Source organism: Paenibacillus sp. BR1-192, assembly GCF_029542445.1.
GTDB lineage: Bacteria > Bacillota > Bacilli > Paenibacillales > Paenibacillaceae > Paenibacillus_AQ > Paenibacillus_AQ lautus_A.
Genome location: NZ_CP120718.1, coordinates 3,832,138 through 3,849,430, shown reverse-complemented (window position 1 = coordinate 3,849,430; position 17,293 = coordinate 3,832,138). Strand labels below are relative to the sequence as shown.

The following is a 17,293-nucleotide window of genomic DNA, read 5'->3' as shown; positions in this document are numbered from 1 at the left end:
TCCTGGACAACGGCTCTTTATTTTATTGTCCAGTAACCATTAAACAAGAACTTGATCACTTGGCCGATTCGATGATGATCACGACTTTCACGTGAACACATCGCTGGTCGTTTTCGACCTGTGATCGATATCCGCTTCATCTGCAATCAGGCTTGCGAGATCTTCGCCCAGGTAGTTCCATCCGGATGTATTCCATTGGAGAGTGCGATTTTCCCGTCGGCATTGATCAGGTTGGTCTTCGTGACGGCCTGCCATCGGACAAATATTTTCTTTACTTAAGCGAGGAATGAGGCGTATAATCCGTTAAGACATCGGAGCTAGAAGAGGGGAAATTAAGATGAACAATGGGTTGGTTAACGCTATTATCGCGTATATCATGTGGGGGGTTCTCCCGCTTTATTGGAAGTTGTTTGACAATGTGCCGGCAGGCGAAATTCTGTCGCATCGGGTTGTCTGGTCGTTCGTCTTCATGGGCATTCTCGTCGCCGTCCAGCGACGCTGGGGTGACTTGAAGCGGATTGCGGCTAGCCGCTCGCTCCTGCTGTCGCTCGCCGCCAGCGGACTGCTGATCGCTGCGAATTGGCTTATCTTCATCTGGGCGGTCAACAACGGCCATGTTGTCGAGACAAGTCTCGGCTATTATTTGAACCCGTTGCTGAACGTACTGTTAGCGGTTGTATTCCTTCGTGAAAAGCCAAACCGCGGCCAATGGCTCGCGATTGCCATCGCTGGCGCTGCGGTGCTCATCATCGCGATCGACTACGGGCGGTTCCCGTGGGTCGCGATCTCGCTGGCCGTTTCGTTTGGCTTGTACGGCCTCGCGAAGAAGAAAATCGTGCAGGATGCTTCTGTAGGCTTGTTCTCGGAGACGGCTGTAATCCTGCCCGTCGCGCTCGGCTACTGGATCTATTTGGCCGCCGTGGGCAAGACGACGGCATGGACGCTGCCTGCGCCCGTGTTCGTCGAACTGCTTCTTTCCGGCGTGGTAACGGCGCTGCCGCTGCTCTTCTTTGCGCGGGCGGCCGCCCGGATGGCGCTATCCACGCTCGGCTTTGTACAATACATCGGGCCGACGATCATGCTGTTACTAAGCGTATTCGTGTTCAAGGAATCGGTCTCGCCGATTCTGCTCATCGGCTTCGGGCTCATCTGGACAGCGCTCGTCGTATACGCAACGGCATCGGTTCGCAGCACGAAACTCGCGAAGGCGAGCTGATGGCAACAGCACGCCGGTAGATCATAACGGCCATTTCCGTCCGATAGGGCGGAGATGGCCGTTTTCCGTTTGCGGAGTTATCTGGCATACGCGGCTGTCAGCTTAGTTTGGAAGCCGCGTTGCGCAATGGGAGGAATAGATATCATGTCGTTTCAGCTCCTGATGTGCCATTATCATCCTACGGTTTTATCAAACGTTAACGACGAAGTGTTTTGGCAATTAAACCCACGATGAATCCCCATATCGCATTTATACCAAAGACACTTACAAGAGCAAACGGATTAGTTAATGGACCTTGTAATTTTCCATCAAGAAGTGGAGAGGCTAAGCCGCTAAGGATGACGGCAAATAAGGCATAACTCATACCTGCAAAAATAAGAATGACTACTGGAGAAGCAGGTTTTTTAATTAAAACGATAACGAGCCAAGCCAAGGAGATAAGGATCGTCATGAGAATGCTGCCGAATTGTTGTCCGATCAGATCCATGATCCCCGTCATCTTCATAATGGGTCTCACTAGAGCTAATGCGCCAAGTCCAAGAATAAATAACAAGTTTTCTTTTACGATATCGATTGTTTTCATTATAAACCATTCCTTTCTGGTGTGATTGAACGATGTGTGGACCAAAATTCTTACTATTCCCGAATGTGGATTGGCCGCCCTAAGACTTGCCTTTGATGTAAGCATCAGATCGATGTATCTCATATTGGCAAGTTGTTTTCGTTTTTGAAATCCGTAGCGTTCTTGTTTACCGTTATAAAATAACAAATCCATGTTGTGAACTTATGACGATACATTGTGTTTTACATGAAATTTCGTCTGTTTGAAATCTTTATGAAGAACGACCGAAGAAGGTCTCGAAGGTGGAGGATAGATCAAGGTCAGATACGTTGGGCCACCCTCAGGAAGAAGGAGGTGAATTGGGTAGAAGGCGATGGGAGGAATGATTCGTCCGCCGGACGTCTCACAATAGCAAAAAGGGGGCCGCTTCTTATGATCTAAGATCATTTGGGACGGCCCCTCTTTTCCGTATGTTTTTATATAAATGTAAAGAAAATGGCATAGCTCTGAAACCTGTTGTCCTGAGCGGGTGAGCTACTCTTTAACGGAACCCAGCGTAATCCCGTGAATGAAGAAGCGCTGGAGGAACGGATAGACGATGAGGACGGGCAGCATCGCGATGAAGATCTTGGCGGCATCGAGTGTCCGGTTGGACAACTCAGACAAGCGACGGTACTGGTCCTCAGACATCGTCGATGGATCGACCGAGACGACAAGCTGCTGGATATACGTCTGGAGTGGATAGAATTGCTCACGGGACATGAAGATCAGACCGTACAAGAATTCATTCCAGTGATACACGATACTGAACAGCGAGACGGTCGCCAGCACCGGCACGGCCAGCGGGATGTAGATCTTGAACAGGATGTACCATGGTCCCGCGCCGTCGACAAGGGCGGCTTCATCCAGCTCCTTGGGCAGGTTGCGGAAGAAGTTCATCGTGAGGATGACGTTGAAGACGAGTGTCTGCGCACCGCCGACCAGGACAAGTGCCCAGATACTGTTCAGCATGTTGAGCTCTTTGACCGTCAGATACAACGGGATCAGACCCCCGTTGAATAACATCGTGAAAATGAGAATCCACATGAACACATTGCGCCCCTTGAGCTCTCTCGCTGTCCGCGAGAGCGGGTAAGACATGAGCACAACCATGATAAAGTTGAGCATAACCCCCAGCAGCACTCGCTGGGTCGAGGTCCAGAAGGACCGGAAGAACTGATTGTCATTGAGAATCTGGGCATATGCGTTAAGATTGAAATCGACCGGCCATAGCCAGACCTTGCCGGCCGCAGCGGCAGAGTTGGAGCTAAGCGAAAGGGAGAGCGTGTACCAGATCGGCAGGATGCATGACAAAGTAATGCCTATCAGGACTACAATCAGTATAATATCCGTCACGCGGTTGCCGAACGTCCGATCTCTGACCACGGTCAAGCACCTCCTATTCTAGTTGGAATGGGATGAGTTTGTATAGCTTTGCCATCAGGATGAATCCTTAGAATATGCGATAGTTAACAAAACGGTAAGCCAGATAATACGAGACGGATATCAGCAGGAAGCCCACAACGGACTTCAGCAGGCCGACGGCGGTCGCAAGTTCATATTGCAGGTTGAGCAAACCTGTACGATAGACCCAGGTGTCAATAATATCACCTGTAGAATAGACGAGCGGGTTGTACAGATTGAAGATCTGGTCGAAGCCCGCGTTAAGCACATTACCGAGGCTAAGTACCGTAAGCAATACGGCTGTCGTGCGGATCCCGGGCAGCGTGATATGCCAGAGACTTCTCCAGCGTCCTGCGCCATCGATGTTGGCAGCTTCGTACAGTGCGGGGTTGATCCCGGTAAGCGCGGCAAGATAGATAATGGTACCAAAACCGAATTCCTTCCAGACGTCACTGCCGACTACGAGGAACGGAAACAGCTGGGAATCGGCAAAGAACAGTTTGGGCTGGAATCCAAACAAAGCTGTCAGTTGATTGACGGGTCCGTTATAAGAGAACAGATCAAGTACAATGCCCCCCAGAATAACCCAGGATAAAAAGTGGGGCAGATAGACAATGGTCTGAATCCATCGTCTGAGAATCATCAGACGCAGCTCATTGAGCATGAGTGCAAACAGCAGGGGCGCAATCAGGTTGGCGACAATCTTCATGGACGCGATGACAAGCGTATTGCTGAAGACTTCCTGTGTATCCTTCAGCAAAAACATATACTTGAAGTGTTCAAGCCCCGCCCAATCCGAGCCCAGTATTCCTTTGCCCGGATTAAAATATTGGAACGAAATGATGATGCCGAACATCGGAACGATGCTGAAGACGAACAGCCATAGAAATCCCGGAATCAGCATCAGATAATAATGTTTGGCGAAGCCTTTCATTCGCATGACAGCACTCCTTTCCCCGAATCCTACATCGAGTGTTCCAGAGCTCCCGACAGGTGCCTGGAGCTCTGGCTATGTGGTTCGTTGTGAAGCCTTAAGATCACTGCGCAATCGCATCCTTAACCTCTTGGGTAATCTGGTCGCCGCCTTGACGTTTCCAGTTCTCGACGAAGGAGTCGAATGTCTCCAGTGGAGCCGCACCCATGATGATGCGCAGGAAGGTCTCATCCTCTAACTTGCGAAGATTCACCCAACGGCTCTCCATTAACGGCGTCTGCTCATACAGAAGGCTGGACACCTCCTCAAACTCGGTATCAACCAGCGGCCTGCCGCCCACCATGATGGAGTATGCTCGAGTCCAAGCTCCCCAATTGGCTTCAGGGTTCCATGTTGAAAGATCCATAGAATCGTAAGGCTCTTTCTTGATCGTCTTGATGCTGGCAATGTCCGAAGGCAGCAGTTTGTAGGCTTTGTCATTCGCAAAATCCTCTGCGGTTTTATTGCCTGCCAGCACATCACGGAGGGCCTTGACCGTAAATTCAATTTCATCGGATGGAGCGTACACCACGCGGAGCGGATAGTAACCAGGACCGCCTTTGCTCGGGTCAAAGGTGTTCTCTTGCTCGTTTTTAAACAAATTGTTGAGTAATTTCATAGGAACTTCGGGATGCTCGTAATCTTTCCGAACCACCACAAACTCAGTAGAAGGCGTAGCAGCATGTGGTCTAAATTCGCCATTTTGATTCAAAGGCAGGGCATAGGCTTGCCAGTTGGCTTCGGGATCATTTTTTACGGCGTTGGTTAGCGGACCGTATGCCATCCACCAAGGCGCAAAAAACATTCCGGATTTTCCGGCGATAATGGGCTCATCCGCTTTGTTACGTACACCCATCTCAGGATCAATAAGTCCCTTGGAATACAAATCTCTCAAACTTGCTAACGCTTCGCGAGTCTCCGGCAGGATTGACCCGTACACAGGGCTTCCATCCTCGCCCTCGAGCCAGTATCCAGGGAACGAGTCGTGCGCGGAGAAAATGGCGTCAAAACCGTACAAATTGTTCTTCGACTCAAGGAAGTTCGCATACAGCTTACCGCCACTCTCCGGTCCGGTAATCCCAATCGTATCGCGCTGACCGTTGCCATCCGGATCATCTTCGACGAAAGCACGGGCGACGTCCTCAAGTTCTGCCATCGTGGTTGGCGGTTCAAGGTTCAGCTTATCCAGCCAGTCTTGTCGGATCCACAAGAGGTGAATGCCATCGGCATTGGCTTGCACACCCGGAAGGGCCATGATTTTGCCATCGAAGGTTACTGCATCCAAGGCAGCACCGTTGGTGTTTTCAATGATGGTCTTTATATCCGGGGATGCATATTGCTCATACACCTTAGTTAAATCGGCAATCTGGTCGGCTTCGACCAATTGGCGCAGCTCAACGGCATTGACGACCATAGCATCCGGCAAATCGTTACTAGCAATCGCGAGACTAATTCTCTGACGAAGATTCTGGCCGGAGGCAGCAAATTGATGATCGACGTCCACATTAAGCGCTTCCTTAATCTGACGAGTGTATTGATTGTCCAGCGGCGTGTCGCCAGGCGGCAACTCATTATCGGTGGGATCGATTTCAATACTGATGCTGATCTGGACAGGTTCTTCGTAGCGGCCAAATGGATCAGCGGGTTCGCTTGACTCCGCGCTTTTCTCCGGTGCAGCCGGCGTGTTATCAGTTGTATTGCTGCAAGCACCTAGAACGAGAAAGCAGGCCAGTAAAAGCGTTAACGTTTTTGACTTGTTTTTCATAATTACACCCCTTCTACCAGATGGAATGGAATAACTATCCGTATGGACCATTTAACTGTAACACAATGAAACCGCCTTCAAGGATAGAAGGTGGTTTCTAAATGAGGGGGTCATTTGTACAAAGATTTACGGTGGTTCCGGGTGGTTGGACATTTCACCCACTTAGGAGAAGACATTTGTCTACCGTGATTTTTTCATTTAAAAGATAACAGCTTAGGCACCTGATTTATTGAAATCTTTGCTCAATAATCATTTTTATTTGTGTTATATTTTAGAAAGATTTTTCCACCTTTTTCTGTTTATGCACGTCATAGACCATATGATTCAAAGAGAGGAGGAGTCCATAATCGATGGGGATGCTAGCGTTGAAACCGGAAAAGGATTGGAAGTCCCGCCTAAAGCGATTGACCTTGAAAAATAGAATTCTTTTACTGTTTGCCGCAGCAACATTGATCCCTTTCATCTGTACCTGTTATCTTTCATACAACACCATTACATCCATTCTGAACACGAAGCTGCAATCCGGCATTCAAAGCAATTTAAAGCAGGTCAGATTGTCGCTTGAGAACACGCTGAACAATCTGAATCACGTTTCCCAACAACTGACCTTTAAGGGGAATGTCGGTAGGCAGCTTGAAAAGTTTTTGATGGCGAGGCAGCCGTATGACCGGAGCTATCTGACGGATGAAATCAAAAATCAACTGAATCTCATCACGTTCACCAATCCCAATGTGGGATTAACGCTGTATTATTTACGCGACGATCAGACCACTCTTTTTGAGAATACAGGCATGAAACAACCATTCCATATCGATAATCTTCCAATCCTCGCAGAGTATTATGGCATCACCTATTTTGGACCGCATATCAGTCAAGACCGGTTCAACAATCAATATGTGCTTTCCGCGTTGCGAAAGGTGGACTTGCCGGAGAGGGAGGATGCCTATGTCTACATTGAGTCCGGTTTCAAGCTGACGCAGAGCATTCTTGATTTGGACGAAGTCAGCAAGCATACCAATCATTTAATTCTGGACAACAACGGAAGAATTTCTTACAGCGAGCTTCAAGATAGCTTCCCTGAAAATTCATTTTTTTCGGACACACCATCGCCATCCCTGGTAACGGGTATTACGTCCGACTATTATTGGTATCGACAAGTCAGCAATCAGGGCTGGAGCGTGGTCTCGCTTATTGCGAAATCCGACTACAACCGCGAGAAAAATCGCTGGATGATGCAGATGCTGGGGCTGGCGCTGCTGTTCGCCGTAGTCAGTTTGACGATTGGCTGGCTTCTATGGAAAATGGTGTACCGGCCGCTGTCACGCTTCCATAAAGAGATCAAATCGATTGCGGGCAGCAATTTTAATGCGGCTGCCACGGAATCGAGCATCCCGGAATTTGAGATGTTGTTAAACCAATTTCAACATATGAAGGTTCAGATTACGCAGCTGTATTCTGAAATCAAGACAAAGGAGAAGCGCAGAGCGGATCTGGAGATCGAAAAGCTTCAGTATCAGATCAATCCGCACTTTCTGATGAATACGCTGGATACCGCTCACTGGCTTGCCGTTATGAACGGTCAGGAGGAGATCGACAGGCTTGTCACTTCATTGAACAAACTGCTCTACTACAATCTTCGCAAAGGCAACAGTGTCGCGACGATCAGGGATGAGATTGATTCACTGAAACAATATCTCATTCTCCAGCAAATCCGATACAATTTTCAGTTCGATGTCAAAATTCACGTAGACGACGCATTGCTCGAAGTGACGGTTCCCAGATTCATTCTGCAGCCGTTGGTTGAAAATTCGCTCTATCACGGGCTGGATGACAACGGCAGAATCGAGGTGGTGGTTAGAAAGAATGACAGACTAGAGATCGAAATTCGAGATAACGGTGGGGGGATTTCTGAGGAAACGATTAAGGCATTGCTTGAGCAGGAACAGACCGAGCACCATCGAGTGGGAATGGGAATCGGACTGAATTATGTCAAACGGATGTTAGCATTTCATTACGAAGGGAAAGCGAGTCTTACGGTAACAAGCGAGCTTGGCAAAGGTACCCGCATCATCATTTCGATACAAATCGGGGAGGGGAATTCAACGAAATGATCCATGTTCTCATTGTAGACGACGACAAGCTTGTACGTAAGGGACTGATGTCCTTTTTGCCCTGGGAATCGTACGGAATGAGAGTTGTAGGCGAAGCTGCCAACGGGGAGAAGGCGCTTGATTTTCTGAAGACGAATCGGGTGGATCTGTTAATGACCGATTTGGCCATGCCCGTGATGTCGGGCATCGAATTAATTCGGGTTGTACGCAAGTTATATCCGAATATCGCGATCGCCGTGCTGACGCTTCATCAGGATTTTGAATACATCCAGGAAGCGCTGCGCCTGGGTGCCATTGATTACATTGCCAAGGTTGAGCTTGAAAAAGAACAGTTCGAAGAAGTGTTTCAGCGCATTCACTCGCGCATTGTGGAAGTGAAGCAGAAGCACAATAATGAGTCGGATTCGATAGTAGCGGCTTGTTCTTGCGATACGGCCTATGCGCTATTGACGTACCCGGATGAGCCATTGACAAGCAGAATGGTAGCGGATTGCGTTTCATTGGGCTGGATAGCGGAAGCGGATGGATCTATTCCGATGTGGCTGACGGAACTTCCCAAGGAGGTTCCGTCTCATGGCAATGAAGAAGAAGACCCGTTGCCGCCGCTTCCAGACGGAACGTGCAGCACCGGATGGCATATAGTACGGCTACGGCATACAGCCGGTTTATCTCCATCCGAGCTGCTTCTACGAATACGGGCCTATAGGAGCAGAGATTTTTTCTACGACTGCGACGGCAATGAGCCCTATCCGATTGAGAAGTCTGTCATGGAGCTGATGGCGGAACGTCCTGAACCGGGAGAAGAAGAGACGGCCACTGTAAAGGAATTACTACACGCCTTCACATGGGTCCATGACGATGAAGCCTTTGATAAGCTTTGCAGTCGATTGAAAGAACTGCGTATACCCGTCTCCAAGCTAATGCAATGGATCTATGGATGTATGGTTGACTGGAACCGGCTTTATAGAGCGATACAACCTGATGATATCAAGATGCCTGACACATTTACGTGCTGGCGGGAGGTTGCGGACTGGCTGAAACAATTCAGGGAAAATGGGATAACGCTATCAGGCAGCCTGCAGCTGAGCCCCGAAGTGAGCGGCAGCATTATGACCGCGGTCAAAATCGTGCACGACGAACTTGAGTTGCCGTTATTCGCTATCGATGTCGCGAAGCGGGTCAATCTGAGCCGAAGCTACTTCTATCAATGTTTCAAAGAAATCGTTGGCTATTCCTTCAATGAATATCTGCGCAAGGTACGGATCGATAAGGCGCGAGAATATCTGGAACAGACGGCCAGGCCAATTGTTTGGATTGCCAAGCAAACCGGATACGAGGATGAGAAATATTTCAGCAGAACCTTTCGAGAGCAGACAGGCATGCTGCCGAGCGAATATAGACAGCGGTATAAGGCGAGGTAGAGTAAGAGCTTTTATCTATCGGGTCCGCAATTTACCAAGGATAATGAAGATTTTGAGCATCACAAGTTTGCAATAATCAGTTGTTGTTGAACGAATGTTGTTGGGTTATCACCCTTATGGTTATTGATAAACGCTCAGACAACATACGCCCCAGCCTAGGAGAATATATAGGCTGGGCTTTTTATTTGCACTAGAGATTTCGAGGGATAGTTTATATAATATGTAATATATTAACATTCCACGTGTTAGAAAGGCGAAGCAGGTCCTAGATTTGCAAGAATGACTAAAGAGATAAATTATTGAGCTGAAAGGTGGAAAAAGGTGAGACTAAAAAAAAGAAGAGACCGGATGTTCTTTGTGTTTATCAGTGTATTGTTTATCCTCATTACTGCAGGATGTTTTGCATCACAGGAGGCTCATCAGCTTGAGCAAGTGAAAGAGCAAGTGAAAGAGCAAGTGAAAGAGCAGAAGCAGGAGCAGGGGCAGGAGTACGACCAAGGAAGTGGAATGAAATTTTCCAGCCTTTCTGAACAGAAGATCGAGGATATCGCTAAGCTCAGTAAGGTATGGGGATTGGTGAAATATTACCATCCTAAGGTTGTATCTGGGGAAATAAATTGGGATTATGAGCTTTTTCGTGTGATGCCTTCTATTATAGATGAAAATTCGGATGTGAACTCAATCCTCTATGAGTGGGTTCATATGTTAGGTAATGAGAACGTCCCCGGGGCTCTTGAACAGCTATACCAAATTCCCGAGGATTATAAACATCTCAGACCAACTACAGATTGGTCCAAGGACGAGGAATATCTCGGAGCAGATCTGAGTCTTGAATTATCAATGCTTTTGAATTCGAACATTTCAGACCGAGAACATGCATATGTAAGTTTTAAGGATGATTCACCCCAACCGAGTATGCATAATGAAAACTCTTATATAAATATGAAATTTGATGATACAGGCTACAGATTACTTGGTTTATTCCGCTATTGGAATATTATTGAATATTATTATCCTTATAAAGATGTCATCGAAGAGGATTGGGATCGAGTGCTTCTGGAATTTATCCCTAAAATGATAGATGGGTCTGATTATGACTCCTATTACATGACCTTAGCAGAACTGACAACTAGAATACATGATTCTCATGCCTATTTGTTGGGCAAAAACAGAAAGACTGTTACTGACTATTTTGGATTGTATCAGCTTCCCGTAAACTTTATCGAAATTAATAATCAGATTGTTATCAGTAAAGTAATAAACGAATGTGGACTTGAAGTCGGAGACATTGTGCTAAACGTTGGCGACGATAGTATCGATGAATTATTAGAAAATAGAAGAAAATATATATCACAGTCTCGAGAAGACACGTCAGCTCATTTCTTTCCTGCATTATTCCGAACTCAACAGAAGAATACTGACGTTACCGTTATCCGACAGGGAAATACGATGAAAATAAGTGCAACAGGCTATCGACAATGGTTTAATTTCTTTGTTGATACGAAATCGCAAGCAATGGAGAATGGAGACATCTACTATATCAATGCCGGTCTGTTGGAAGAAGGAGAGATTGATAAACTCATGAAGGAATGGTGGAATACAAAAGGTTTAATTCTTGATCTTAGAAACTACCCTACTAGCGAACTTTCCTATAAATTAGCTCAATATCTGATCCCTTCCGAAAAAGAGTTTGCCAAATTGTCATATCCTAATCCTGCAATACCAGGTGAATTTTATTATATGCATATTTTCTCAGGGAAGCCTCAAAATATAAATGACGAGGTTTACAAAGGAAAACTCGTGATGTTAATCAATGAACATACGATAAGTAACGGTGAATTTACAACGATGTCGCTGAGAAATACAGAAAATTCAATAGTTCTTGGGAGGCCTACTGCCGGAGCTGACGGTAATAAAGTTATATTTACTCTACCAGGAAATATAAAAACTGCAATAAGTGGAAGAGGAGTATTTTATCCAGATAAAAAACCAACGCAAAGAACAGGAGTGCAGCCTGATATTCGTCTTGATCCAACCATTGAAGGAATGATGGAAGGTAGGGACGAGTATGTTGAGAAAGCCGTAGAAATAATTAAAGCTGATTATTAAACAAAGGCGAGGCAAATGGCTACATGCACGAAAGCCTAAAGGTAATGAATTCATCCACGCAAACAGCGTGTACCGATAGGTACACGCTGTTTAGGCTTAACTCTAGCATCGATTTCAACTGTCCTATTGTTGATTTAAGATATTCAGCAGCTCCGCAGCCTGGAGCAGCAATGCCTCCTTGGCGGCCGGAACGATATAGTCATTCATTTTCGGATCTGCAAGATCTCGGGTGAATTTCTCAAGATGGTGGATGGCCTGAGTCGTATGTTTTTTGAGCAATTGATGTTCGGTTTGCTTCAGGCTGTTCTCCAATTGATTCGCGAGCGGCTTAAGAATCTCGCCCGAAGCCAGTCGAAGATTGAATTCCTGTTGAAGTTTCTCTGTCAATTGTTCCGCTGTCGCACGGACTTCAACCACTACCAAGTTGGAGAGTACGGTGATACCGTTCAGAACAACCGTGGCCTGTAGTTCTGCCCTCCCGGCACCTATAGCTTGTATGGTACCAGAATCGGACACGGTGATGATGCCTTCGTCAGAGCTCTTATAGTTGATCGAAGCTTTGGCCAAGTCTGCGGATTTTCCATTAAACAGGGTTCCGCTCAGCACAAGCTGTGCCTGGTCGCCAACAGTGAGTAACGATTCATCCAAATTCAATGCGACTTCTTTTAAGGCGATTGGGAGCTTCTTGAGATGGGAGCCTTCCGCATAATAAATTCCGCCATCTTCTGCCAAGGTCATGAGGTTGACGCTGTCCGCTATTTTTTGGGAATCCATTGTTTCCGGATTGATCACCGTTAGAGTACGACCGATCGTGGTGTAGAGCAGACCATCGTCGCCAAAACGGATAAAATAAGGTCTCCATGTACTTCCGGACGGGGTATTCGGATATAACAGCTTGCTCTTTTTGATTACCTGTGATGCTGCGTCCATAGCGAAGACCGAATATACGGTGGTTCCTGAAGCTGTTTTCCCCCAAGTCACACCCCATAAAAGCCCGTCTGGCCCTTCCTTCAGGTCACCGATTAGCTGGTGGGATGTCATGCCGGGGATCGCAGGGGAGAACTCCTTGACTTTGCTTTTGGTTTTGGGATCAAAAATAAACATTTTGGCTTCCGAAGCTGCGGGGGTCGAGCCTCCGCCACCATGGATCGTTGTTCCTCCATAGACCAGACCGTCTTTATAGGCAACGGACATCACGCTTTGATTCTCCACAATATCCGGAATGGTGGTCCAAGTATCGGTTGGTTCATCGTACATGGTCAATGCCCCTTTAACGAGACCATAGTCGGCGATCGTTCCGATGAACAGCTGGTCGTCGCCTGAAGCAAAAGCGAACGGCCTGCTCTGACCATCCTCAATATTGAATGCGAGCGAAGGATTGACGTCTTTCTTGTACGGTTGGGATGGATCGTATCTGTAGATGACAGCCCCCCCATAGGTGCCGAAATATACTTTATCGTTTAAAAAGCCGATCCCTTCGATTTGTGGAAAGACACGTTCCTGTAGTTCATACGCATTGGAAACTGGATTAAAGATGGATAAGGCTGTATGGAAGCCGCCCATATACAGTTTCCCTTCCGGCCCCATCTCCATGCTCTGAATATCAATGCCTTCCGCTTCAATTTCAGGCATAATGGTTTCGACAGACCGATCTTCAGGATCAAATAATACGTATTCCAGCTTTTCTGTTACCATGGCCAGCAAGGTTTTGCCGGCTTTATGCCCGGTTTGCGGAGTGACCCAATCATAGGCCCGGACCGTTGAATTTGGCAGAACAACACCCTCTAAAGGGATAATTTCATTGGTCGCCGTATTATAGGTGACTAGTTCACTGTTAACTACATTCCGGAAATACACCAGATCTCTGTCCAGTGGGGAAGGAGGGGAGATCATACTGTCAAAACGGGTTGGAGAAGGCCAAGGGAGAGATTGAAGCACTTCTTCGGTTTCTTCATCCAAGATAAACAGGGTAGTAGCGCCCGAACGTACGAACAGCTTTCCATTATACGACCAGATGTCGGCGATCATGTCATTGGCTCCGGAGTTCGGGAGCTTGACTTCAGATTGTTCACCTGTTTGACGATCAATCTTGTATAAAAAAGCAGGATTTCCCACCCCGACATAGATATACTGCTCGGTCACACCGATTCCTCGAGCGTACATGACGTCCTCACGAACGCTTCCGAGATCACGGAATTGATTGGAAGCAATATCATACTCGAAGATTTTGGAGTTTGGGTACGTGGCCCCGTAAATTTTGCCGTCCGAGGTGGCTGCCAAATCCCAGACCAGCTTTTCAGATGGATTGACGCCTACAGACTCCAATGTTTTCGCGGCAGGGGAATAACGATACAGCATGCCGTTCTCCACGCCGGATATGTATACATTGCCGTCGGAACCGGCTGCAACACCGTATACCGTGTTCACGCCTTGGACCGGAGAAGAATAGATGACTTCGCCGGTTGAGGCATCCAGTGCATAGAAAGTCGAAGGCGTTCCATTCGTTGCAAAGTAAACCTCGCCGTTCGCCATGGCGGCCCCGCTGGTTTTGACCGTTTTCATCGCGGCTCCCAAGTCAATCGGATCCCCGAAGGCAACGGGGATATCTGCTGCAGTGGATGCGGACACGGTCATATGATCGAAATAGGCGGTACTGTAGCCGGCAGTACCGGAGTACAGCATAATCTTGGCTGTAACGGCACCGGCTGGCGCGACGCTTTCATGCGTAAAGTCCAACCAAGCGCTGCTTACGGAGGATAGGGAGGAGCGGCTGTTGCTGATTTCCTTATTATCGGCATTGTAGTAATAAACAATCATCGCCACCGAGCCCTGTTCCAGCCAGGTTTTCACGGAGGTGACATAACTGCTTCCTTCCGTGACCGGAAAGGAAGAACTGATTAATCCCAGTGACTTTGGCCCTCCATCGACCATCTTTAAAGCGTAGTTTCCCTCATAGCTTTTGGAATCTGTGATCGAGATGGAATATTCGTCAGTCAGCGGTGACCAATAATAAGTCCAGCCCGGTATTTCACTACCACTTCCCAAGGTTTCAAAACCCGCGTTGTTAATGACGGGAGAGGAATTGGAGACCATCATGGTGGAGCTCTGGGCAAATCCAGAAGCAAAAGGTACAAGTGAGCTTAAAGTTAAGGAATAAGTGAACAGGATGGCCGTTTTTTTAATCCAGGAATTCATGAATTTCCTCCTTTATGCGGTAAATTTCGATAAACTATTTGATTTTGTTGTTTGCGTTCTCCTTTCTAGTTCAATAGTGGTAAAAATGTAAATAAATTATATGAGGGGCCATATATAATGTCAATGTCTTTAAATTCTCTATAAATATGCTGTGCCTATACTCTCCCCAAAGGTCTTGTCTCAGCCTTATAAAGCTAACAGACCTGGATATATGAGGATATTGAACGTAAATGGAATTCCTGCAAGTTTATATGCCGAGTTATCAACTTTTATAGACATCATCGCCCTATAGGCAGAAAAACGGTAAATGTAGTACCTTCATGAGACTGACTCGCAACGCGGATGAACCCGCCGTGGGCTCTTACAAAATGATGGGCGATAGATAACCCGAGCCCCGTACCGCCTGTATGCCTCGAGCGCGCTTCGTCTACGCGGTAAAATCGATCGAATAGGTAGGGCAGCTCTTCCGCCGGTATTCCGATGCCGGTATCGATCACCGAGACACATGCAAAGAACGCATTCCTATCAAAGACCCGGTCTTCGATTTCAACAGTAATCTTCCCTCCACGAGGCGTGTAACGAATCGCATTAGTCAGTAAATTAATGAATACCTGCGTGATCCGTCTCGCATCGGCCATAACGGTAACCGGACTCGAAATCGTATAAAGACAAACGTCTAATCCGTTTTCTTCCGCTTCGTATTTCACGTCGTCCACAATTCGTTCTAGGTGCATCGTCAGATCGAGCGGTTTGCGTTCGAGCGACAACCGGCCCGATTCGGCCAGCGACAATATATGAAGATCGTTCACAAGCTGACTGAGCCGGATTACCTCATCGTGAAGCCGAAGCAGCATTTCCGGGGGGACATGATGACCGGCCTGCTGATAATTCTCCAGTTTAAGCTGCATCACGGAGAGCGGCGTGCGAAGCTCGTGAGCAATGTCGGCCACCAGTCGCCTGCGGGTCTCTTCGGCTTCACGCAGACGGAACGTCATATCGTTGAACGTTTGGGCAACTTTCCCATACTCATCTTTCGTGTCTACAGGTACTTTGACGTTCAGGTCACCCTGCGCCACGCGCTCTATGGCGGCTATAAGTTTTTTGAGCGGGAGGGTAAGCACCCCCGACATCCAATAACTGAAGAACAACCCGATCGCAACAAAAAAGAACAAGCGCACGCCGTGCGTGACATTAAGCAGTTCGTTCAGCTGCATATTGTCAAGGATATAAGATTTAAAAATTTCGATTTGCTCTTCGGGCGATGCGCTCAAATAGTTGGCATCGATTTGTTCCCTTTGAAATTGATCGATCAAGCCGCTTGTGTAAACCTGCGTTGTCAGGGAGAACGTGATGCTTACAATGAAAACGATCAGTCCCATACAGGCAAACATTTTCATGCGGACCGTCATCTTCATGTACGTTCACCGAACCGGTAACCGAAACCATATACCGTTTGAATATATCGAGGATTGGCAGGATCGTCTCCCAGTTTGCGGCGAAGATTCCGGATATGGGAATCCATCGTTCTTTCGTATCCCATGTACTCATCCTCCAAAGCAGCCTTTAACAATTGCAAACGGCTAAAGACAATGCCGGGACGACCCGCGAGTGTGAACAGAATTTTGAATTCGGTAGGTGTCAATTGGAGTTCCTGACCGTCTTTAAATACCTGACATTTGGCCTCGGAAATGATCAGGTTGTCTCTTTCCAAGAATATCGACTTGTCTTCAGGTCCGCGTAAACGGCGAAGCAAAGCTCTGATGCGCGATGCGAGCTCGCGCAAGCTGAACGGCTTCGTCAAATAATCATCTGCGCCAATTTCCAGACCGACGATTTTATCTGATTCGTCCGATCGGGCCGTGACCATAATAATGCCGCAATGCGAGGTTTGTCTTATCTCGCGGCATACGTCGATTCCGCTTTTTTCCGGGAGCATCCAATCAAGCACGACGAGATCAGGCCGCTCAGACCGGGCGATCATGAGCGCTTCCTTGCCGGTACAGGCTGTCAATACCTTGAACCCTTCACGTTGCAAATAGGTCTGCATCTCCTCCAGCATTCCCGGTTCATCCTCCACAATCAACAATTTTGGTTCCATTCCCCTCACATCCTTCCCTTAGTTTGATTCCATAGCGAGTACACGCCGCTTACCGAAAATTATAACGTGATTAGGTAGGTTCTTAAAGAAATCCACACAAAGAGCGGAAGATCTGCATAAGTTCTCGACATTTGTTTTGTAAACTGGCTGTGAAAGGAGAGAGATAGCCGGGAAGAACAACAAGGACAATGAATATGGGGAATCGGATTCTGAGAAACGTAATTTTTGAAGACGGAAGGATGAACTGCGGATTGTATACGATATCGATTGAGAAAGCGCTGCTTGAACTCGGCATTAAGGGGGATTATCCGGAAATTCCGTAACAATTGAGTAGAACGGAAGTACGACATTGCTGGATGATCTAAACAAACAAAAACGTTTGAATTAGCTGAGTTCAGCA

At 47.3% G+C, this 17,293-nt stretch carries 12 protein-coding genes and 1 pseudogene; 5 read left to right on the top strand and 8 right to left on the bottom strand.

Features of this window, described 5'->3' with window-relative positions:
• Positions 1 to 94: 94 nt before the first annotated feature.
• Positions 95 to 236 (bottom strand): annotated as a pseudogene (locus P0X86_RS17050) (aminoglycoside phosphotransferase family protein); the annotation flags it as partial.
• Between the two features lie 101 nt (positions 237 to 337).
• On the opposite strand from P0X86_RS17050, the gene rarD reads away from it, so the two are divergent.
• Positions 338 to 1,216 carry an EamA family transporter RarD gene (gene rarD, locus P0X86_RS17045; protein WP_277745967.1) on the top strand — a complete coding sequence of 293 codons (879 nt, stop codon included), beginning with the start codon at positions 338 to 340 and terminating at the stop codon, positions 1,214 to 1,216.
• 196 nt (positions 1,217 to 1,412) lie between these two features.
• Here the strand turns inward: rarD and P0X86_RS17040 are convergent, their stop codons facing one another.
• The 4 genes from P0X86_RS17040 to P0X86_RS17025 all read right to left on the bottom strand — a co-directional run bounded on the left by P0X86_RS17040 (position 1,413) and on the right by P0X86_RS17025 (position 5,959).
• Entirely contained in the window at positions 1,413 to 1,799 is a 387-nt protein-coding gene (locus P0X86_RS17040) for a hypothetical protein (protein ID WP_277745966.1), read from the bottom strand.
• 513 nt (positions 1,800 to 2,312) lie between these two features.
• The gene (locus P0X86_RS17035; RefSeq protein ID WP_277745965.1) at positions 2,313 to 3,203 is read right to left on the bottom strand and encodes a carbohydrate ABC transporter permease; all 891 of its coding nucleotides are present in this window, start codon (positions 3,201 to 3,203) and stop codon (positions 2,313 to 2,315) included.
• Positions 3,204 to 3,270: 67 nt separating this feature from the next.
• The gene (locus P0X86_RS17030) at positions 3,271 to 4,161 is read right to left on the bottom strand and encodes an ABC transporter permease (RefSeq protein WP_277745964.1); all 891 of its coding nucleotides are present in this window, start codon (positions 4,159 to 4,161) and stop codon (positions 3,271 to 3,273) included.
• A gap of 97 nt (positions 4,162 to 4,258) precedes the next feature.
• On the bottom strand, positions 4,259 to 5,959 hold the full coding sequence (locus P0X86_RS17025) for an extracellular solute-binding protein (RefSeq protein ID WP_277745963.1): 1,701 nt from the start codon (positions 5,957 to 5,959) through the stop codon (positions 4,259 to 4,261).
• A 350-nt stretch (positions 5,960 to 6,309) separates the two neighbouring features.
• Here P0X86_RS17025 and P0X86_RS17020 point away from each other — a divergent pair, with 350 nt between their 5' ends.
• The 3 genes from P0X86_RS17020 to P0X86_RS17010 all read left to right on the top strand — a co-directional run bounded on the left by P0X86_RS17020 (position 6,310) and on the right by P0X86_RS17010 (position 11,600).
• On the top strand, positions 6,310 to 8,070 hold the full coding sequence (locus P0X86_RS17020; RefSeq protein WP_277745962.1) for a sensor histidine kinase: 1,761 nt from the start codon (positions 6,310 to 6,312) through the stop codon (positions 8,068 to 8,070).
• Entirely contained in the window at positions 8,067 to 9,491 is a 1,425-nt protein-coding gene (locus P0X86_RS17015; RefSeq protein ID WP_277745961.1) for a response regulator transcription factor, read from the top strand. Before P0X86_RS17020 ends, P0X86_RS17015 begins: the two co-directional genes overlap by 4 nt.
• 321 nt (positions 9,492 to 9,812) lie before the next feature.
• A complete protein-coding gene (locus P0X86_RS17010) occupies positions 9,813 to 11,600 on the top strand; it encodes a S41 family peptidase (protein ID WP_277745960.1) in 1,788 nt (595 codons plus the stop codon).
• 123 nt (positions 11,601 to 11,723) lie between these two features.
• Here P0X86_RS17010 and P0X86_RS17005 read toward each other — a convergent pair whose 3' ends face one another.
• The 3 genes from P0X86_RS17005 to P0X86_RS16995 form a co-directional block, all read right to left on the bottom strand.
• Entirely contained in the window at positions 11,724 to 14,795 is a 3,072-nt protein-coding gene (locus tag P0X86_RS17005) for an FIMAH domain-containing protein (RefSeq protein WP_277745959.1), read from the bottom strand.
• 278 nt (positions 14,796 to 15,073) lie between these two features.
• Positions 15,074 to 16,210 (bottom strand): sensor histidine kinase, encoded by a 1,137-nt coding sequence (locus P0X86_RS17000; protein ID WP_277745958.1) that lies wholly within the window; start codon positions 16,208 to 16,210, stop codon positions 15,074 to 15,076.
• Positions 16,207 to 16,893 (bottom strand): response regulator transcription factor, encoded by a 687-nt coding sequence (locus tag P0X86_RS16995; RefSeq protein WP_015735566.1) that lies wholly within the window; start codon positions 16,891 to 16,893, stop codon positions 16,207 to 16,209. Before P0X86_RS16995 ends, P0X86_RS17000 begins: the two co-directional genes overlap by 4 nt.
• 188 nt (positions 16,894 to 17,081) lie before the next feature.
• On the opposite strand from P0X86_RS16995, the gene P0X86_RS16990 reads away from it, so the two are divergent.
• Positions 17,082 to 17,216, top strand: a complete 135-nt coding sequence (locus tag P0X86_RS16990) for a hypothetical protein (RefSeq protein ID WP_277745957.1) — start codon at positions 17,082 to 17,084, stop codon at positions 17,214 to 17,216.
• Positions 17,217 to 17,293: the final 77 nt, after the last annotated feature.